This window comes from Halopiger goleimassiliensis, from assembly GCF_000455345.1.
Lineage (GTDB): Archaea > Halobacteriota > Halobacteria > Halobacteriales > Natrialbaceae > Halopiger_A > Halopiger_A goleimassiliensis.
Window position 1 is genome coordinate 186912 of record NZ_HG315690.1, and the last position, 18050, is coordinate 204961.

The 18050-nt window shown below is 67.0% G+C and carries 20 protein-coding genes; 15 read left to right on the top strand and 5 right to left on the bottom strand.

The annotated features are described in order from the left end of the window. Nucleotides 1-23 precede the first annotated feature (23 nt). The 5 genes from TX79_RS00950 to TX79_RS00970 all read left to right on the top strand — a co-directional run bounded on the left by TX79_RS00950 (nucleotide 24) and on the right by TX79_RS00970 (nucleotide 5559). Entirely contained in the window at nucleotides 24-500 is a 477-nt protein-coding gene (locus tag TX79_RS00950) for a DUF5793 family protein (RefSeq protein WP_049925162.1), read from the top strand. Between the two features lie 90 nt (nucleotides 501-590). Then, a complete protein-coding gene (locus TX79_RS00955; protein ID WP_049925164.1) occupies nucleotides 591-1778 on the top strand; it encodes an ABC transporter ATP-binding protein in 1188 nt (395 codons plus the stop codon). 264 nt (nucleotides 1779-2042) lie between these two features. Continuing rightward, on the top strand, nucleotides 2043-2669 hold the full coding sequence (locus tag TX79_RS00960) for a DUF998 domain-containing protein (protein WP_049925165.1): 627 nt from the start codon (nucleotides 2043-2045) through the stop codon (nucleotides 2667-2669). Nucleotides 2670-2761: 92 nt separating this feature from the next. Beyond that, complete coding sequence (locus tag TX79_RS00965) at nucleotides 2762-3040, top strand: UPF0058 family protein (RefSeq protein ID WP_049925166.1); 279 nt, start codon at nucleotides 2762-2764, stop codon at nucleotides 3038-3040. A 65-nt stretch (nucleotides 3041-3105) separates the two neighbouring features. Next, a complete protein-coding gene (locus tag TX79_RS00970) occupies nucleotides 3106-5559 on the top strand; it encodes a DUF7527 domain-containing protein (protein WP_049925167.1) in 2454 nt (817 codons plus the stop codon). Nucleotides 5560-5739: 180 nt separating this feature from the next. Here the strand turns inward: TX79_RS00970 and TX79_RS00975 are convergent, their stop codons facing one another. Further along, nucleotides 5740-6045, bottom strand: coding sequence for a hypothetical protein (locus tag TX79_RS00975; RefSeq protein WP_006181938.1), 306 nt, complete (start codon nucleotides 6043-6045; stop codon nucleotides 5740-5742). Between the two features lie 324 nt (nucleotides 6046-6369). Here TX79_RS00975 and TX79_RS00980 point away from each other — a divergent pair, with 324 nt between their 5' ends. From TX79_RS00980 to TX79_RS00990, 3 genes are all read left to right on the top strand, one after another. Next, nucleotides 6370-7746, top strand: coding sequence for an adenylosuccinate synthase (locus TX79_RS00980; protein WP_049925168.1), 1377 nt, complete (start codon nucleotides 6370-6372; stop codon nucleotides 7744-7746). A 120-nt stretch (nucleotides 7747-7866) separates the two neighbouring features. Then, complete coding sequence (locus TX79_RS00985; protein WP_049925170.1) at nucleotides 7867-8061, top strand: methytransferase partner Trm112; 195 nt, start codon at nucleotides 7867-7869, stop codon at nucleotides 8059-8061. A 15-nt stretch (nucleotides 8062-8076) separates the two neighbouring features. Continuing rightward, nucleotides 8077-8667: a DUF7524 family protein gene (locus TX79_RS00990; RefSeq protein WP_049925171.1), complete on the top strand. Its 591-nt coding sequence runs from the start codon at nucleotides 8077-8079 to the stop codon at nucleotides 8665-8667. 6 nt (nucleotides 8668-8673) lie between these two features. Here TX79_RS00990 and TX79_RS00995 read toward each other — a convergent pair whose 3' ends face one another. The 3 genes from TX79_RS00995 to TX79_RS01005 all read right to left on the bottom strand — a co-directional run bounded on the left by TX79_RS00995 (nucleotide 8674) and on the right by TX79_RS01005 (nucleotide 11169). Next, a complete protein-coding gene (locus TX79_RS00995) occupies nucleotides 8674-9801 on the bottom strand; it encodes a DR2241 family protein (RefSeq protein WP_195892507.1) in 1128 nt (375 codons plus the stop codon). Next, on the bottom strand, nucleotides 9798-10706 hold the full coding sequence (locus TX79_RS01000) for a CbiX/SirB N-terminal domain-containing protein (RefSeq protein WP_049925173.1): 909 nt from the start codon (nucleotides 10704-10706) through the stop codon (nucleotides 9798-9800). Before TX79_RS01000 ends, TX79_RS00995 begins: the two co-directional genes overlap by 4 nt. A 109-nt stretch (nucleotides 10707-10815) precedes the next feature. Beyond that, entirely contained in the window at nucleotides 10816-11169 is a 354-nt protein-coding gene (locus TX79_RS01005) for a BsuPI-related putative proteinase inhibitor (RefSeq protein ID WP_049925174.1), read from the bottom strand. Nucleotides 11170-11525: 356 nt separating this feature from the next. On the opposite strand from TX79_RS01005, the gene TX79_RS01010 reads away from it, so the two are divergent. Next, nucleotides 11526-12278 carry a DUF2797 domain-containing protein gene (locus TX79_RS01010; protein ID WP_049925176.1) on the top strand — a complete coding sequence of 251 codons (753 nt, stop codon included), beginning with the start codon at nucleotides 11526-11528 and terminating at the stop codon, nucleotides 12276-12278. Nucleotides 12279-12294: 16 nt separating this feature from the next. Here TX79_RS01010 and TX79_RS01015 read toward each other — a convergent pair whose 3' ends face one another. Continuing rightward, complete coding sequence (locus TX79_RS01015; RefSeq protein ID WP_049925177.1) at nucleotides 12295-12927, bottom strand: hypothetical protein; 633 nt, start codon at nucleotides 12925-12927, stop codon at nucleotides 12295-12297. Nucleotides 12928-13119: 192 nt separating this feature from the next. Between TX79_RS01015 and TX79_RS01020 the strand changes: the two genes are divergently transcribed. From TX79_RS01020 to TX79_RS18895, 6 genes are all read left to right on the top strand, one after another. Then, entirely contained in the window at nucleotides 13120-13515 is a 396-nt protein-coding gene (locus tag TX79_RS01020) for a hypothetical protein (protein WP_195892434.1), read from the top strand. An 83-nt stretch (nucleotides 13516-13598) separates the two neighbouring features. Then, the gene (locus TX79_RS01025) at nucleotides 13599-14423 is read left to right on the top strand and encodes a prephenate dehydrogenase/arogenate dehydrogenase family protein (protein WP_049925180.1); all 825 of its coding nucleotides are present in this window, start codon (nucleotides 13599-13601) and stop codon (nucleotides 14421-14423) included. After that, nucleotides 14420-15925, top strand: a complete 1506-nt coding sequence (locus TX79_RS01030; protein WP_049925182.1) for a small ribosomal subunit Rsm22 family protein — start codon at nucleotides 14420-14422, stop codon at nucleotides 15923-15925. The genes TX79_RS01025 and TX79_RS01030 overlap by 4 nt, the downstream gene beginning before the upstream one ends. Nucleotides 15926-16064: 139 nt before the next feature. Further along, on the top strand, nucleotides 16065-16871 hold the full coding sequence (gene surE / locus TX79_RS01035; RefSeq protein ID WP_049925183.1) for a 5'/3'-nucleotidase SurE: 807 nt from the start codon (nucleotides 16065-16067) through the stop codon (nucleotides 16869-16871). Nucleotides 16872-17208: 337 nt separating this feature from the next. After that, a complete protein-coding gene (locus tag TX79_RS01040) occupies nucleotides 17209-17604 on the top strand; it encodes a helix-turn-helix transcriptional regulator (protein ID WP_049925184.1) in 396 nt (131 codons plus the stop codon). A gap of 125 nt (nucleotides 17605-17729) precedes the next feature. Next, nucleotides 17730-17876: a DUF1328 family protein gene (locus TX79_RS18895; RefSeq protein ID WP_081655454.1), complete on the top strand. Its 147-nt coding sequence runs from the start codon at nucleotides 17730-17732 to the stop codon at nucleotides 17874-17876. Nucleotides 17877-18050: the final 174 nt, after the last annotated feature.

Here is an 18050-nt window from a genome sequence, read left to right on the forward strand (position 1 = left end):
GAGCACTAACCGCTGTGTACGGAATGAGGCGCGAGCACTTCACGCTGGTCGTCGACAACGTCGGCTGGGTCGAGACCGACGACGAACCGAGAAAACCCTCGGTATCGATCGAGTTCACCGGTCCGTCGACGATGCTCCGCGAGCGCCTGACCGGTCCCGACGGCGAGGTCCTCGACGCCGGCGAGACCGACGTCGCACTGCGACTCCAGGACCCTCTCGACGACGCCACGGCGGGCGTGGTCAGCGTCACCAACCGCATCACCGGTGAGTTCATCCTCGAACTCAACGAGGACGCCGACGACGTCCTCCAGTTCATCTCGGCCGCCCGTGGCTACGGCGAGCGAACCAGCGACGACGAAGGCCGATACGAGGTCGAGATCACCCTCGAGGACGAGCCGGAGCCGTTCGTCACCTACGACAAACGCACCTTTCTGGTCTACGACGAAGACGGCAGCCTCCTGCGCCAGCACAGCCTGATCCCGAGCGGCGTCGAACTCTGAGTTCCAGCCCGATGGGAATGGACCGGCAGCTATAAGTGTTTTAGGCGTGCCTAAAGCCACTAGACGCCGGCGGACGCCGGGGAGCCGACCATGGCGAACGGACAACTACTGACGACGACCGAGGAACCGCGCCAGGAGGCCGACGAAAGCGGCGACGTCGTCCTCGAACTCGAGGACGTCGCGAAGGAGTTCGGCAACGAGGCGGTTATCTCCGAGCTATCCCTGTCCGTCCACGATGGTGAGATTCTCACGCTGCTCGGCCCCTCGGGCTGTGGCAAGACGACGACGCTCCGGCTGATCGCCGGCCTCGAGGAACCGACCCACGGACGCATCCGACTGCAGGACGACGACGTCGCCGGGAACGGACGGTTCGTCCCGCCCGAGGAACGCGGCGTCGGGGTCGTCTTTCAGGAGTTCGCCCTCTTTCCGCACCTCACCGCCCGTGAGAACGTCGCGTTCGGCCTCGATGACTGGCCAGCGGAGAAACGCGACGCCCGCGTCGAGGAGTTACTCGAGCTGGTCGGCCTCGAGAGCCACGGCGACCACTATCCCGACGAACTCTCCGGCGGGCAACAGCAACGGATCGCGCTCGCCCGTTCGCTCGCCCCGGAGCCGGAGATGCTGTTGCTCGACGAACCGTTCTCGAATCTTGACGTCGACCTTCGCGTCGAGATGCGCGAGGAGGTTCGCCGAATAATCAAGGAGGCCGGCGTGACCGCCATCTCGGTGACTCACGACCAGGAGGAGGCCCTCTCGATTTCCGATCGGGTCGCCGTCATGCACGACGGCAACATCGAACAGGTCGACGTTCCCGAACGGGTCTTCCAGGATCCGAAATCCCGATTCGTCGCCGGCTTCCTCGGCCACGCGAGTTTCCTCTCGGGATCGGTCGAAGGCGACTCCGTTCGGACCGCCGTCGGTCGCGTCCTCCGGGACGACGTCAACGGCCTCGCCCAGCAGTACGACGGCAGCGAAATCGATCTGCTCCTCCGCCCGGACGACGTGACCGCCTATCCGGCCGACGAGCGCGAGGCCAACGGCCGCGTCGTCTACCGGCGGTATCTCGGTCCGACCGTCCTCTACCGGGTGGAACTGGACTCCGGCGAGACGATCGAGTGCATGCACAACCACTCCGATCGGATCGATCTGGACGAACGCGTCGCCGTTCGCGTCACCGCCGACCACGAACTCGCCTGGTTCCCCGCCGATCACCGCGACGTGGGCGACGCCCCTGACGGGGCCGACGCCGGTGGACCGACCGATACCGCCGTGGACTGACGATTCGACCCTCTCGGTCGACCGGCGGCTCGTTCGATCCGATCGATCACTGCTCCGTTCGTCGACAGCAAACGCCGGTGACTCCCCCTCGTGTTCCGCTGCCAGTACTTATTTGACTCCGATCGCTCAAGAAGTCAAAATAACCGACACAATGGGGCAGAGCCGATACTCGCGACGCGGTCCCTTCACGGCGACGAGACCAGGCACGACGGGACCAACAGCCGGTTGTAGTGCTTCTACGAGCGCTGAGCCCGCCGCAAACCGATGACGAACGCATCCCGTCACGACGTCGCAACGATCTGTGGACTCGCCGCGCCGGCGGTCGCCCTCGGTGCGATCCTCCTCGCAACGGTGCTCGCAGCGCCCGAGACGTTCACGTGGCGCGGCCGAGCGCTCTCGGACATGGGGCGGTACGGGACGCGAACCTTCCTCCTGTTCAACGGCGGACTGATCCTCGGCGGCTCGTTCGGCGTCCCGTTCGCTCGGCTGCTCTGGATCACCGCAGGGAACCGCCTCGAGCGGCTCGGTGTCGCCCTGCTGGTGGTCGCGACCGTCGCGCTGATCGGCGTCGGCGTCTTCTTCCTCGGCCACGACACGTTCTACCTCGAGACGGAGTTCCACGGACCGGTCGCGCTGTTGCACTTCGGAGTCGCGCCGGTCGCCCAGTGGGTCTACGGGAGCGGGCTGGTTCTCGAGGGCGATGCGCGACTCGGCCTCGCCTCGATCTGGCTCGGCATCGTACACCCGCTAACGTGGCTTGGCTGGCTCGTCAGTCGACTCGCGGCGGGCGATCCGTCGGCGTGGTTCGCGGTTCCCGAGTTCGTCGCAGCCCTCGCGTTCGGCCTCTGGGTGTTCGCGGTGGCCGCGGATCGGTACCGACGAACGATGTGAACTCGTGCAGAACGAGGAGTAGAGCCCTCCATTCGGGTTTTGTACCTGTCTCGCACACAACGCTTAAGCCCGAACCCTCCTTACACGCGACCATGCATAAGGACGAACTCCTCGAGCTTCACGAAGAACTCGTCATCATCATGGAGTACTTCTCGGAGCGCGAGGAGGTCGACGAAACGCTGTTCGATCCCTACCGAGAACTCGACGTCGACCCATCGCACGTTCACAAGTCGAAAAGCGAGCACAAACACGCCGTCTTCGTCCTCGGGAACGCGCTGGCAAACGCCATGAGCGAGGACGAGTTCTCGAGCGCGGGCCGGATCGGCAAGCGGATGAAGGAGCTCGCGGAGGACGCCGAATCCAAAATCTAGGTGAAACGTATCGGCGAGCAGATTTTTAGCCAAAAGTATTTGTTTCGGTTCCCGCTTGTTGAACTATGGACCCGCGCACGCAAGAGCGCGTCGAACAATGGGACTCTCGCCCGTTCAGTGGGGGCTACGATGAACTCTCCGATCTCGCTGACCGGGGGTTCTCGGGGTCCGTCTCCGCTGCCGGCACGTGGCTGTTCATGCTCAACGGCCGCGTCGTCGGCGTTTTCGACGGTGACATCGAGGACTTCGAGAACGCCTCGGGCACGATCTACGACGCGCCGCATCCGTCACTGCCGTTGCTGTGTTCGATGAAAGAACAGGGCGGCGAGACGCAGGCGAAGTACTACACGAACGACACGCCGCTGCGAGAGGTCGACGAGACGCTCCAGGACGGCTCCTTCACGGGGTACGTCGAACTGAGCGAGAACGTCCTCAGCGGCGACTACTACGCCGTGTACTACGGCGGCCGGCGGATGGCCGCGGCGTTTATCGGCAACGCGGAGCGGCTTGTCACCGGCGACGAGGCCTTCGAGCGAGCGGCCGACGAGGTCGGGATCTACGAAGTGATGGACGTCGACGTCGACGTGACCGACGTCCCAGGTTCCGACGGCGGCACCACGACCGGCGACGCCGGCGGCGGTGGCTCGGAGCCGACGACGGACGACGGAGCCTCGAGTGGGCCGAGCGACGACGCGGTCACCGGTAGTTCGAACGCCGGCCGTGGATCGCCCTCGGCGGACCCGTCCGAATCCGCCATCGATCCGATCGACATCTCCGGCTCCGAACCGTCGGTCGACGATCCGACGATCGACGACGGTGCCGGCGGGATCACCGCTACCGACGCCGTCGACGACGGGGGATCGACCGATGGCATCACTGCCGACTCCGCGGACAGTGATCCGTCGGCGGATTCGGACGCCACGGTCGCGCCGCCGGTCGACGCAGACGCCGAGGCCGACGACGGTCCCGACTCGGTCACGTTGACCGAATCGACGGCCTCGAGTGCCGAGTCCGCCACGTCGACGGGAACGACCGACGACGCGTCGACTACGCCCACGGCGGACGCCGAGGCCGCATCCACCGAGTCCGAGGACGCGGCGACGGCCGCCTCCGGCGACGGCGTCGGTGCGTCCTCGCTCGATCCCGACGAGGTCGAGGCCGCGGCGGCGGAACTGGACCAAAACGACATCTCCTGGACCGACGAAGACCGGGAGGACTCCGCCGATAACTCTGCGACGAAACGACCATCCAGCGAGGCCACGGAGGGCGACGAATCCGGCCTCGAGGAGCGGTTCGAAGAGGAAGAGCAGTGGCGCGAGACCAAGAGCATTCCGTCGATCGATCCCGACAAGACCGCCGACGGCTCGAGCGAAGCGGCGACGACGGTCCGATCCGCGGGGACCCAGAAACCGCGAACCGTCGGCAAACGGGCCGACGCCGCCTCGGGATCGTCGGCCGAGAGTCGTTCCGACGGCTCGGCGGCCTCGGCACAGCGCCAGCGGGCGCGTCGCTCGACCGCCGGCAGTGAGACTGCGAGCCGATCGTCGTCCGGCAACGCAGGGTCGAACGACGAGACGGTCCAGAAGCTGACCCAGCGCGTCGAGCGTCTCGAGGAGAAACGCGACGAAATCGCGTCGAAGGCGGAGGAACTGGCCGCCGAACGGGATCGGCTCAAGGCCGAGAACGAGGAGCTGACAGAGCAGGTCCAGCAGCTACAGTCCCGGATCGACGACCTCGAGACGGAACTCGAGGAGGCCCGGCAGGGAAGCGACTCAGACGGGCATCAGCGCAGCACCGTTCTCGAACCCGACCGCGCGCTGTCGGGGACGAACCTCTTCGTCCGGTACGGCTCGAAGAGCGATCCGACGCTCGAGACGGCTCACCAGGGGGAGGCCGACCAGGCGGACGTGGCCGCGAACCTCCGGCTCGAGCACCACACCGAGTTCGACGCGAGCGACGTCGCCGTCGACGGACGGCCCTACGAGGAGTTCCTGCCGGAGACGATGGAGTTCCGGTTCGTCGACTGGTTGACCGAGGTGTTGCTCTACGAGATTCGCGACACCGGTCACGCCGACGGACTCGGCGACCTCTACGACGCGATTCCCGCGATCGATCGTGCGGAACTACACTCGACCATCTCGCTGGCGGACGACGACACCGAGGACGTCCCCGACGTCGTGCAGTTCGACATCGTCGCGTACGACAAGCGGGGCAACCCGCTCGTCCTCGTCATGCTCAACGACTCGCGGGAACCGGCCTCCGAGGAGTTGCTCGCGGATCTCGAGGAGGCTGCCTCCGCGGTGAAGGCGAACTACCCCGATCTGGCCGCCGCGATCGCCGTCACCTCGAGTTACTTCGAACCCGGAGCGCTCGACGTGACCGAACAGGCGACCAGCAGCGGAATCCTGAGTCGCGGTTCGAAACTGAGCTTCGTCAACCTCTCGCGGAAGGAGGGGTACCACCTCTGTCTCGTCGAATCGCGCTCCGAAGGGTTCCACATGACCGTCCCCGAACTCTGAGCGCCGTCACACCGCGGGCACGGTCGGACTCGTTCTCGGACGTCCTTGGAAACGGTCGCTTTCGATGGGCGGTGGTGCCGTAACGTGCGCCGTCGAGCGAGTCGCTGTTGCGCGTCGCTCGATAGCCCTTGCCGATCGATGGAACTGGAGAAACGAGAACGCGAACGAACGAGAGAGCCGTTAGCCTTCGATCTCGGCGACGTCTTCGATCTTCATTCCCTCGAGTTTGTCGACGATGTCGTCGATCTTGCCGTCGAGTTCGTCGACGAACTCGGCGGTGCGTTCGGTCTTGATCGCGCCCTGGCTGGAGGGTTCGATGAGGTTCTCCTCCTCGAGCACGCGAAGGGAGTACCGAACCTTGTGGTGCGGATAGCCCGTCTCGTTCGACATCTTGACGATCCCGATCGGCTCGTTCTCGATGACCATCTTCAGGACCTGGAGATGTCGTTCCAGCATGTCGACTTCCTTCTCAAGTCGGTCTATCATGGCATTTGTTAACTTGTCTTTAGACCCTTTAAAGGTTACCCTCGCAGGAGAGACGGTACCGGACGACTCGAGTATCGTGCTTGCCAGTAGTTAACGCTTCGGATCCCGGCGAAGGCGGCAGTATCCGTGATATCGGTCGTCTCTGTACTCTCTCCGGACCGGTCCTACGGCTTTCGGTCCGGGGAGATGCGGTCGCCTCTGCCCTCTCCAGCGACCGGACGAACGACGAACCCTGAACCGTAACCACGTCCGTGTACACGATGGGCCGCGGTGGCCGTCAATACCGTAATCTGTTTATCGGCACGGCAAGAACCCGCCGCTGTTATGACCGTCACAATCGTCGGGTCGCAACTCGGCGACGAAGGCAAAGGTGGCGTCGTCGATCTCTACGGCGACGCTGCCGACGTCGTCGCCCGCTATCAGGGCGGCGACAACGCTGGACATACCGTCGTCCACGACGGCGAAACGTACAAACTGTCGCTCGTTCCGTCCGGTGCCGTCCGCGGCAAGGTCGGGGTACTCGGCAACGGGTGCGTCGTCAACCCGCGGACGCTGTTCGACGAGATCGAGACGCTTCGCGAGAAGGGGCTGGATCCCGACGTCCGGGTGGCCGAACGTGCACACGTCATCCTCCCGTTCCACCGCGTCCTCGACGGTATCGAGGAGGACGTCAAGAGCGAATCCGACCAGGAGGTCGGGACCACCGGCCGCGGCATCGGCCCGACCTACGAGGACAAAGCCGGTCGCCGCGGCGTCCGGATCCGCGACCTGCTGGATCCCGACGTCCTGCGGGACCGTCTCGAGTACGTCGTGCCCCAGAAACGCGCGCTCGTCGAGGACGTCTACGGCGTCGACGTCTCGGACCTCGAAGATCCCGAGGCGTTCGACGTCGACGCGCTCCACGAGGAGTTCGGCGAGTTCGGCCGACGGCTGGCCGAGGAGGACATGACAGTCAACGCGAGTGCGTTCCTCAGCGACGCGATCGACGACGGCCGCAACGTGATGCTCGAGGGGGCACAGGGGACGATCATCGACATCGATCACGGCAACTACCCCTACGTCACCTCCTCGAACCCGACCGCCGGGGGCGCGGCCGTTGGCACCGGACTCAGTCCGGGCGTCGTCGGCGACGGCGAGATCGTCGGGATCGTGAAGGCGTATCTCAGCCGCGTCGGGAGCGGTCCGCTACCGACCGAACTCGGTGGCGTGCCCGGCGACACGCCGGGCTACGACGAGGAAGGCGACGGCCCCGAAGAGGAGATCGCAACCTACATCCGCGACGAGGGTGGGGAGTACGGCACCGTCACGGGGCGGCCCCGACGGGTCGGCTGGCTCGACATGCCGATGCTGCGCCACTCCACCCGAGTCAACGGCTTCACCGGCCTCGCGATCAACCACGTCGACGTCCTGTCGGGCCTCGACGAGGTGAAAGTCGGCTACGCGTACGAACTCGACGGCGAGGAACTCGAGACGATGCCCTCGACCACCGAGGAGTGGGGCCGCTGTGAGGCGAAACTCCGGACGTTCGACGGCTGGCCGGACGTCGACTGGAGCGAGGTCGCCGAAGAAGGGTACGAGGCCATCCCCGAAAACGCCCGCACCTACCTCGAGTACGTCAGCGACGAACTCGACGTCCCCATCTACGCGGTCGGCGTCGGCCCGGGCCGCGAGGAGACCGTCGTCCTCGAAGACCCCTACTGAGCCGTTCGGGACGCGTTCGGTCCACCGCGCCGACCCCCTCCGAGTCGTGAAGGGAGGGACGAAGCGACTGAACGAGACGTTCCCGAAACCTTTTGCTGGATGCGACACGCCTACGTAGATATGAAGGAGTCGTTGCTGGACATTCTCCGCTGTCCGCTGGACAAACACGAACTCGAACTCGAAGACGCAGCGTACGACGGCGACGAAATCGTCGACGGGGCGCTCGTCTGTGGCGACTGTGGCGAACGCTATCCGATCGACGACGGTATCCCGAACCTGCTGCCGCCGGATATGCGCGAGGAATCACCGGCCTGACCGGCCTGATCGTCCGTGTCCGGGACTGAACTCACCGTTCACGTCAACCGCGGGACCGCCAACACGCTCGAGGCGGATACACAGACCCTCGAGACGGACCGGCGGGTCCGCCTCGTGTTGCGCGGTCACGACCGTCCCGCACACGTCCACTGCCGGCTCGAGGGCGACCTCGATCGGGTCGCCCGGATCGAACAGTCGAACTACTACATCGAACCGGAGCAAGTCACGACCGTCCCGATCGCGATCGACAACGGGGGCCTCGAGGAGCCGATCGAGGGCCACCTCGAGGTCGTCACCGGCTACGGGTCGGAATCGGTGGCGATCGAACTGACGGTTCGGCCACCACCACCGGAGGTCGAGGTCGACGAGACGCTGCGGCAACCTGACCGGCAGCCGAGGGAGCCTGGCGCGTTCGGTCGCACACTCACGAGGCTTCGGGAGGAGTTCGGGGTGGATTCCTCCGCGCTGGCTGTCGTCGGGCTGGCCGTGCTCGCCATCGGCGTCGCGACGATGACCGCCGCGACGGTCGGAGGGTTCGTCGCCTATCTCGGGCTCGTGTTCGTCGTCGTCGGCGTTCTCGTCGCGCTGTGGCTCGTTCTCGCGTAGTCGACCTCACTCGCGTTCGCGTCCCTCGAGCCGCCCGTCCTCGTCGAACCGTTTTGCGCGCAGGTACCGTGCCCGGAACCGGTTCGCGCCGTCCTCGAGGTCGGCCTCCCGAATCTCGTCGATCCGACCGTCCGCGACCGCGTCGACGAGTTCCGCGAGCTGGTTGAACTCGCTTTTCGTCAACTCGAGTTCGTAGGTGCGTTCGGTCTCGTTCTCGAGGATCGTCCACTTGCGGGCGGCCGCGATTACGAGCGAACAGGGCTCGCGACAGGGGAAGGCCCCGTCGCCGCCGTCGACGGCGAGGTCGTCGCCTTCCTCGTACTCCCACTCGCGACGGCGGAGACACTGCGAGTCGACGCAGCAGGCCTCGGCCAGCCAGTCGACGGCCTCCCGGGGCAGTTCGTCGATCAGCTCGTAGATCCCGGTCTGGCGCTCGGCCGTCTCCCGCCAGTGATCGATGTCGAGGGTCCCCCGTCGCTCGCGGTGCCAGTTCGCGATCGTGGCGGGGTAGAGGAAGCCGATCGTCTCGACGAGTTCAGCCCCCGAGAGGCCGGTGAAGGCCCATCCCGATCGGAGCGTCGGAGCCGTTTTCAGCGGCCTGTAGCGGCCGTCCGCGTCGTGGGTCGCGATGTCGCGAGCCTCCCGGGGGTCGTCGTACACCTCGAGGTCGGCGACGTCGGCGTCGGCGTCGTCGACGTGCCACAGGTCGTACGCCCGTTCCCCCGCGGCGTCGACGTCGAGGAACCGGGTGGTGATCGCCAGTTGCCCCCACTCGCGGTCGATACCGTCCCGGAGCGCCTCGTACCGCTCGGGAACCGTGAGGGGATCCTCGGTCGGATCGTCCGCGACGTCCTCGTCGATCGGCGCTCGCTCGCACCAGCGGAGAAATGCTCGGCGGGCCGTGCCCTCGCCGCCGACGGTCCGTTGCCAGTAGGCCCAGTTCGAGACGTACGCCTCGCAGGACGCCAGCGCGTCCGCGAGATCCGAGGGGTCGACCCTCGTGGCTGACGTCTCGGGAGTCTCGAGGACGAACGCCTCGTCGCCGCGCTGGAGGGAGAGGCCGTCGAAGTCGACGCCGTCGGCGGCCGCCTCGCGAACGTGCTCGAAGTGCGTCGGATCGATCGACACGGTCAGTCACCCGTCACGGCGGCGTTCCCCCGGACCTCCGTCGCGGCGTCGTCGAAGTCGGCACCGGCGTCGGCCGCTCGCTCGAGGATGACGTCGGCCATCAGGGCCTCCGTTCCCACGGCCCCAGCGTACCAGATCCGGTGGCCGTCGACCTCGGCAGGGACCGACCAGCCCTGGCGGTAGTCCTCGGTCAGTCCCACGTCTTCGGGGATGTCCTCCTGTGTGTGGTAGCCGTCGGCGACGAACAGCGGCACGACGACGACGTCTCGCGGGCCACGCCCGCTCGAGGATTCCGAGGCCCGTCGGGCCTCGCCCCCGAAGTAGTCGGTGACGTCGTCGACCTCCGGTTCCTCGTCCATGAACAGCGCCCGCACCTCGTCGAAGCGGTCGCGCTGGCGGATCCGCTCGGCGTGGTACTCGACGGCCTTCGCCGAGTTTTCGTTGCGTTCGGTGCCGTGGCCGACGACCGCGAGGCCGAATCCCTCGCCCACGTCCGGATCGCCCGTCACGCTCTCGGCGCGGCCGACGATCACGTCGGTCATCGCGTCGTGGGTGCCGACCGGGCCGCAGTAGTGGATCGGCTTCCCGACGTCCGTCGCCTCGAGCGTGACGCTGTCGGCGCTCGTACCGTCGGAGTCCCACAGGTCCGGATCCCAGCCCTCGAGGCGGAGTTCCCGCGGAATCACCCGCTCCGTGAAGTACCCCTCGCTGATGAACAGCGGGACGACGAACACCTCCTCGGACTCGAGCGTGCGGATCACCTCCCGGAAGTGGGGTTCCTCCTTCCAGAACGCCTCCCGCACCTCGTCGAACGCGCCCGTCTCGCGGACGGTATCCGCGTGGGCGTAGGCCGGGTCCGACGCGTTCGGGTTCAGGTGTGACCCGTGAGCGGCGATCACCAGGGCTTGCATACCGACCCGTTCGGATGGGCCGAGTTTATATGCGGCGACACCGGTACCTTCTGTCCGGTAGCCGTGTCGAACTGGACGGGCGTCCACTGTCGACCCCGAACGTCCGGGATCAGTCCTCGATCGTCAGATCCGTCCGCGCCTCGCACGTCGCCTCCTGCGCGCGGAGTTCCGCGACCGCCGTGTACCTTCCCGGTCGTGGATCCGTCCACTCGGCGTCGTAGGTCGTCGATTCGCCAGGCTCGAGCCGATCGGTGCTGAGCATCTGGGCGAACATTCGACCGTCCGTGTAGCGCCAGATCTCCCGTCCCTCGTCCTGGACGACGAACTCCGCTTTCGCGGCGTCCGAAAACTGGAGGTCGACCGTGTCGCTTCCGTCGTTCGTCACGGTGAACGCGAACTCGACGGTCGTCGATCCGGTCCCTGTCGTCGATACCGACGCCTCGAGCGTCCCCTCGAGTGCCATACCGGACGTTCGTGGGTGAGACGTAAAATCGTTCGCCGCGCTCGGCGGCGACCTCTTTCTAGGGGTGGGAATACCAAGCACAGTACTTAACCACCGAGGTCGCGGACTACCAGCCGTCACCGGTCGATAGCAAGCCCGGTGAACGGCGGTGTACTGCGTGCCAACCCGGGACGGACCACGCCTCCACCGGTGATACTCGAGCGCACGTGGAGTCGAGCCCCGTACGCGTGGTCCGTCTCCGCTGCTCCGACGGATCGGACGTCCGGCGGACGAGTTCGACGGTCGGATTTTCGGGAGGCTTCGCGTGGACGGTCGACAGCAGTAGGTCTATTTGGGCCCGTCCCCTACCCGAGTGCGTGCAACTGGTCGGCTACGAGCCGAGCGGTCGGGGCTCGGCGCTGGTGCTCGCCACCGAGGAGGGCCTCGAGCGCCGGCCCCTCGAACCCGGCGCGGACCTCTCGTACACGCTGGGTTCCCGCCGCTGTGCGGGGACGATCGACGACGGGGACCACGTCGCCTGCGACCGCCCGTCTGCGCCGTACTGCGAGTACCACACCAGCACGTGGGTGTGTGCCCGCTGTACCGGCACCTGTCTGAAAGACGAGATGGACTGCTACGAGGAGCACGCGGTCTACCTCGCCGCCTTCGGCCCCGACACGTTCAAGGTCGGCGTCACGAAGTCGCGACGGCTCGAGACTCGGCTTCGCGAACAGGGTGCCGACCGTGCTGCCCACGTCCACACCGTCTCGAACGGGCGTATCGCCCGCGAACTCGAGGCCGAGATCGCCGAGTGGCTGGTCGATCGCGTCCGGACGCCGGCGAAAGTGGCTTCGCTGGCCTCGACGGTCGACGCCGACGCCTGGGCGGACGTGCTCGCGGAGTTCGACGTCATCGACCGCTTCACGTTGGAGTACGGCCTCGACCTCGAGAGCCGGCCGGTCCCGGAGACGATCGCCAGCGGGACCGTCCGCGGCGTGAAAGGGCGGTTGCTCGTCCTCGAGAACGGCGGCACCACGTACGCGGTCGACATGCGGGATCTGGTCGGCTACGAACTCGAGACCGGCGGGGCGAGTCGGAACCTCCAGTCGTCGCTCGGTTCGTTCGGGTAGCTACCGAGGGGGTCGATCAGTCGTCGACGAGCAGCAGATCGCCCGTCTCGCCCCACCGCTCGAGTCGTTCGTCGTCGACGCCGTATTCGATGTGATGGGGCCGCCGTTCCTGCCAGCCGTCCGCCGTGAGCAGATCGGCAACCTCGCGGGCGGCTTCGCCGTAGTAATCGCCGCGGTGGAAGTGCGAGGCCGAGAGATCGAGGACGTCCAGGTGCGCGTGGATCGCGACCCGCTCGTCGTCGACGTCCCAGCAGTGGACGTGGTTCCACTCGTCGCCGAACCGGAGTCGGCGGACGGATCGGTCCGGTGGAACGAGGTCCCGCTGGTCGTCGTCCCAGGCTCTCGCCGTCGCGTCGGGGAGAAACGAGGTCCACTCGAGGCCGTCCAGGCCCGAGAAACTCCGGACGACTCGCTCGAGCGCGGACTCCGATTCCGCCGCTCGAACGTGAACGTTGATCGGGAGGGCCGGATACCACTCGCCGTCGTCGGATCGCTTGTACAGACACCGCGGATAGGTCGCGTCGCGCTCGAGGTCGAGGACCGCATCCGTGCGGTCGTCGCCACTCGCGACGGCGGTCCCGGAACCGAAGATCGCCGCGCTTCCTAGTGCACCGACGACCTGTCGTCTCGTGGGCCGCCGATCTACCATGGATAGTTTCGGGACTGGGACGCGGTTGGCCGGTCGGCGGGCTGGTCTCGGGGAAACTGCGACGACACCATACCGGTCGGTTCACGAGGACCGCCACGAGGGTTCGGCCTGAGTTCGCGGGGTCGACCGTGATGCGGTCGGCCGACCTCGAGACGGCGGTCGAACGCCGGAGACCTGCCACCGATCGTGGACATGACAATCCTTTTCCGCGGCGGTAGAGAAGCCGAGTGTATGTCGGACGAAAACGAATCCACCGAGGGTGGCGACGACGGCGAGGAGAAGTCCTTCCGCGAGCGAGTCGAGGAGATTCGCGAGCAGCGCGCCGAAGAAGGCGAGGGCGAGGGTGACGCCCCCGAGAGCCCGTTCGGCGGTGGCGGCGGTCCCGGCGGCATGGGCGGCAACCCGTTCGCACAGATGATGGGCGGTATGATGGGTGGCGGCCCGGGCGGTCCGGGCGGCGCACCCGGCGGCCGCGGGGAGGAAGTCGGCAACGAGGAACTCGTCCGCGAGGTCCGCCAGCTGCGCGACGAGATGCGCGACCAGACCCGCGCGCTCAAGCGCATCGCCGACGCGCTCGAAGACGAGTAATTCGCTTTCTCACCGTCCCCGAACGCGGACTCGAGGGTCGGTAATCGAACGGCTTTTGGAACGCCGACGGATAGCTGCCACCGATGGACGTACTGATCGTCGGTGCCGGCGCGATGGGCACCTGGTTCGGCCACGCAATCGACGCCGACGTGGCCTTCGCCGACGTCGACCCCGAGGCCGCGACGGCAGCGGCCGACGCCGTCGACGGCGCTGTCGCCGACTTAGAGGGCGACGACTCCTACGCCGTCGTCTGTCTCGCCGTCCCGATGCGTCACGTCGCGGCGGCGGTCGCCGATCACGCTCACCGCGCCGAGCGGGCCCTGATCGACGTCTCCGGAGTTATGACGCCGCCGCTCGAGGCGATGGCCGAACACGCGCCCGAGTGCGAACGGGTGAGTTTACACCCGCTGTTCGCCCCCGAGCGCGCTCCCGGCGTCGTCGCCGTCGTCCGCGACGATCCGGGGCCGACGACCGACGCCGTGCTCGACGGCCTGACCGAGCGCGGCAACGAGTTGCGCGAGACGACCGCCGCCGAACACGACGAGGCGATGGAGACGGTCCAGGCGGCGACCCACGCGGCCGCCCTCGCCTTCGCGCTCGCGGTCGAGCCCGCCCCGGAGGGGTTCGAGACGCCGGTCTACGACCGGCTTCGGACGGTCGTCGAGCAACTCACGGAAGGGACGCCCCGGGTCTACGCCGACATCCAGGAGACGTTCGACGGCGCGGCGGCCGTCGCCGACGCCGCCGCCGACATCGCCGCCGCCGATCCCGACGAACTCGAGGCGCTCTACCGAGATGCGGCCACGCGGTGGCAGCCCGACGTCGACGGTCGGACGGCGGCGGTCGACGGTGACGGGGCCGACGCCGACGCTTCGACGACTGACCGAGCCGGCGGTGATCGCCCGTGACCGACCAGCGCGAGGCCGTTCGCTCGAACGCCAAGTACCTGCGCAACGTCCGCCCGATCGATCCCGAGGAGATCCACGAGTACGTCGAGGGGACGCCCCACCCGGCAGTCGTCCGGCAGATCCTCCGGGAGGAGGCGGCCGACCTCGAGTTGATCGAACGCGAGGACGGGACGTTCGTTCCGGTGTCGGAGGAGCCGGTGTCGCCGCGTCGTGGCCCCGTCGAGGAACTTCCCGCCGACTACGAGCACGCGCTCGAGGAGCTGCTGGTCGAGCGCTACGGCGTCGACTGGGAGGACGGCGCGAGCGGCGACCTGTTGCGATCGGCGATCCGGCGGTTCAAGGCCCGCTACCTCGCGGGCCACGCGGTCGAGTACGACGACGACGTCGCCGCGGGGTACGCGATCTACCACCTGCCGCCGTACTACGCGGCGATCCAGTACGCGCTCGACGACCTCGCGGATCGCGGCCTGCTGGACCGGACGCTCCGGGTGCTGGACGTCGGCGCGGGCGTCGGCGGGCCGGCGCTCGGTCTGGCGGACTATCTCCCCGACGACGCCCTGCTCGACTACCACGCTGTCGAACCGAGCGCGGCCGCGGACGTCCTCGAGGAGCTACTCGCCGAAACCGGTCCGAACGTCCACGCGACGATCCACCGGACGACGGCCGAGGCGTTCGATCCGGCGGACGCCCTCGGCGACGCCGACGGCGAGTCGGCGTTCGACCCGACCGCTCCCGACGACGGGTTCGACCTCGTTCTCTGCTGTAACGTCCTGAGCGAACTCGAGGAGCCGGCCGCGGTCGCCCGATTGCTGCTCGAATCCCTCGCACCCGACGGGACGATGCTCGCGATGGCTCCCGCCGACAAGAACACGAGCATCCAACTGCGCGAACTCGAGCGTGAACTCGAGGACGAACGGCTGGGTGATACCGAGGCCGACGACGATGGCGGCCGCGTCACCGTCTACGGTCCGGCCGTCCGGTTCTGGCCGGGCGAACGGCCGACGGATCGGGGCTGGTCGTTCGACGCCCGTCCCGACCTCGCGGTGCCGTCCTTCCAGCAGCGGCTGGACGAGGCTACGCCCGCGGCCGACGACGACCACGACCCCGGCGAGTTCGTCAACGTCGACGTGCAGTTCTCCTACTCGTTGTTGCGTCTGGACGGCACCCGACGGATCGATCTCTCGCTTGACGCCGGCGAGTGGGCGCGCATGGCCGAGATGGACCGCCACGTCACCAACCGGATCGACCTCGTGGCGGCGAAACTCAGCCGATCGCTCAGCGACGGGCCGGACGCCAATCCGCTGTTCAAGATCAGCGACGGCAGCGAGGCCGTCGACCACTACGCCGTCGTGACCAACGAGACGGCGCTCAATCGCGACCTGCTCGAGGCCGACTACGGCGACGCGCTGGCTTTCGAGAGCGTCCTCGCGCTCTGGAACGACGACGAGGGCGCGTACAACCTCGTCGTCGACGAGGAGACGGTCGTCGACCGCCTCGCCTGAACGCGCGTCGCCGACCGTCCGAATCCGCGCTCTCGAGTGTGAAGGGATCCACCGGCGCTCGGGTCCCGGGTCGGACGGTGTGGTACGAACTTCCGTCCGAAGCGGTGGGCTTTTCGTGTCGGCTTCCGAGCCACTCGGTATGAGCGACGACCTCGAGATCCTGTTGACCAACGACGACGGGATCGACAGTACGGGCATCCGCGCCCTCCACGACGCCCTCTCGGAACAGGCGAACGTCACCGTCGTCGCCCCCGCGACCGACCAGAGCGCTTGCGGCCGCTCGATTTCCCACGAAGTCGACGTCACCGAGCACGAACTGGGCTACGCGGTCCACGGGACGCCCGCCGACTGCGTCGTCGCCGGCCTCGCGGAACTCGGCCCGTTCCCCGACCTGGTCGTCTCCGGCTGTAACAAGGGTGCGAACCTCGGGGAGTACGTCCTCGGTCGCTCGGGCACCGTCAGCGCCGCCGTCGAGGCCGCGTTCTTCGACGTTCCCGCCATCGCCACCTCGATGTACGTCCCCGTCGACGACGCCCCGTTGTCCGAGATCGACCTGACGGCCGCCGACTACGCCGAAGCCACCCGGATCACCACGTTCCTCGCCGAACACGCCCTCGAGGCGGGCGTCTTCGATCACGCGGCCTACCTGAACGTCAACGTCCCCCTGCCCGACGGCGAACCGGCACCCGTCGAGATCACCGAACCCTCGAAGCGCTACGAGATGGACGCGGTTCGAGACGGGACCGCCGTCCACCTCAAGGACCGCGTCTGGGAGACGATGGACCCCGACGAGATCCCCGACCCCGAAGGGACGGATCGGCGCGCCGTCGCCGAGGGTCGCATCAGTATCTCCCCCCTCGCCGCACCCCACACGACGAACCACCACGAATCCCTCGAGCGACTCGTCGACAGCTACACCGACGGCGTCGACCCCTCGAGCGACTAGGCGACGGCGACCGGCGGCGTAGTGCGACGGGTCTCGATCGGAACGTTCTGCTTCCGGCGACTTCCGTCGGTAGCGATGAGCGACTGACCGTTGGCCACGACCTCGCGACCGACTCGAGACGGCTGTCTCGTGCGTGATCGCCGAATCAGAATGCTTCCTCGGCACGATCGACCGGCCCCTTGCGGATTGCAAGGTGGATTCCCTTCAGGAATCGGATCGTCGTCGCAGTCGAGACATCGCGGGTGAACGGACTGCCGGCGGCACAAATATAAATCAGTGGATAGAATCCCACTGTAACTACCTCACCCCACCGATCGTCCCAGCGGAGGGTTCCACCATGGTATTCAATACACTCTGGACTCGCATCTCGTCGCTCTGGCGGAGCAGTTCGTCCGACGAGACGGAATCAGACGAGTCCACGACGACCGAGGAATCGACGACAGACGAGTCCGAAGACGAAACGCTCAGCTACGCCGAACAGTTCGAGTACGGCGTCGACGAGCGCGAACTCCCGGACGAGGACAAGATCCTCCGGATGCTCGTCGAGCGCGGCGGCCGCGTCGACGCCGCGACCGTCCGCGACGAGACCGGCTGGTCGGAGGACCGCCTCGAGGCGGTCATCGACAGTATGGAAGACGACGACCAGATCAGCGCGATCACCGTCGGCCGCAAGCGCGTGATCTGTCGTCGCGGCTTCGAACCGAAAGGATACCGGTCTCACCTCAACGAGTAACCGTTTCACCCGATCGGCGTTTTCACCGTCTCACGCGTCACCGACAAGTCGCGACGCCGGACTTTCCACCTTCGGACGCACATTCAGGCCGAACGGCTATCCGCCGCACCGGCCTCGAAACGACTATGTTAGAACTCGCACTGCTGTTTTTCGTCATCGCAATCGTCGCGGCCGCCGTCGGCGCGACCGGCATCGCAGGGATCACCATGTCGATCGCGAAGTGGCTCGTGTTGCTGTTCCTCGTACTGGCCGTCGTGTCGATGCTGCTGTGACGGTGCGGGACGGTCGAACCGAACGTTCTGCGACGCTCGAGCGAGGGTCGGTCCGTACCGACTCGAGTGACTCGTCGGATGGCCCTAGCGGCGAGGAACAGCGAGTTTCGACGAAGACCGGACCGAACGAGGGCAGGTCTGACGAGCAACTCGCGTCGGCGTCACGAGAGCGAC

Bases quoted from the DNA above. Each gene is read 5' to 3' on its own strand.
- TX79_RS00950 (WP_049925162.1), top strand. From the start codon at position 24: ATGAGGCGCGAGCACTTCACGCTGGTCGTCGACAACGTCGGCTGGGTC.
- TX79_RS00955 (WP_049925164.1), top strand. From the start codon at position 591: ATGGCGAACGGACAACTACTGACGACGACCGAGGAACCGCGCCAGGAG.
- TX79_RS00960 (WP_049925165.1), top strand. From the start codon at position 2,043: ATGACGAACGCATCCCGTCACGACGTCGCAACGATCTGTGGACTCGCC.
- TX79_RS00965 (WP_049925166.1), top strand. From the start codon at position 2,762: ATGCATAAGGACGAACTCCTCGAGCTTCACGAAGAACTCGTCATCATC.
- TX79_RS00970 (WP_049925167.1), top strand. From the start codon at position 3,106: ATGGACCCGCGCACGCAAGAGCGCGTCGAACAATGGGACTCTCGCCCG.
- TX79_RS00975 (WP_006181938.1), bottom strand. From the start codon at position 6,045: ATGATAGACCGACTTGAGAAGGAAGTCGACATGCTGGAACGACATCTC.
- TX79_RS00980 (WP_049925168.1), top strand. From the start codon at position 6,370: ATGACCGTCACAATCGTCGGGTCGCAACTCGGCGACGAAGGCAAAGGT.
- TX79_RS00985 (WP_049925170.1), top strand. From the start codon at position 7,867: ATGAAGGAGTCGTTGCTGGACATTCTCCGCTGTCCGCTGGACAAACAC.
- TX79_RS01000 (WP_049925173.1), bottom strand. From the start codon at position 10,706: ATGCAAGCCCTGGTGATCGCCGCTCACGGGTCACACCTGAACCCGAAC.
- TX79_RS01005 (WP_049925174.1), bottom strand. From the start codon at position 11,169: ATGGCACTCGAGGGGACGCTCGAGGCGTCGGTATCGACGACAGGGACC.
- TX79_RS01015 (WP_049925177.1), bottom strand. From the start codon at position 12,927: ATGGTAGATCGGCGGCCCACGAGACGACAGGTCGTCGGTGCACTAGGA.
- TX79_RS01020 (WP_195892434.1), top strand. From the start codon at position 13,120: ATGACAATCCTTTTCCGCGGCGGTAGAGAAGCCGAGTGTATGTCGGAC.
- TX79_RS01025 (WP_049925180.1), top strand. From the start codon at position 13,599: ATGGACGTACTGATCGTCGGTGCCGGCGCGATGGGCACCTGGTTCGGC.
- surE (WP_049925183.1), top strand. From the start codon at position 16,065: ATGAGCGACGACCTCGAGATCCTGTTGACCAACGACGACGGGATCGAC.
- TX79_RS01040 (WP_049925184.1), top strand. From the start codon at position 17,209: ATGGTATTCAATACACTCTGGACTCGCATCTCGTCGCTCTGGCGGAGC.
- TX79_RS18895 (WP_081655454.1), top strand. From the start codon at position 17,730: ATGTTAGAACTCGCACTGCTGTTTTTCGTCATCGCAATCGTCGCGGCC.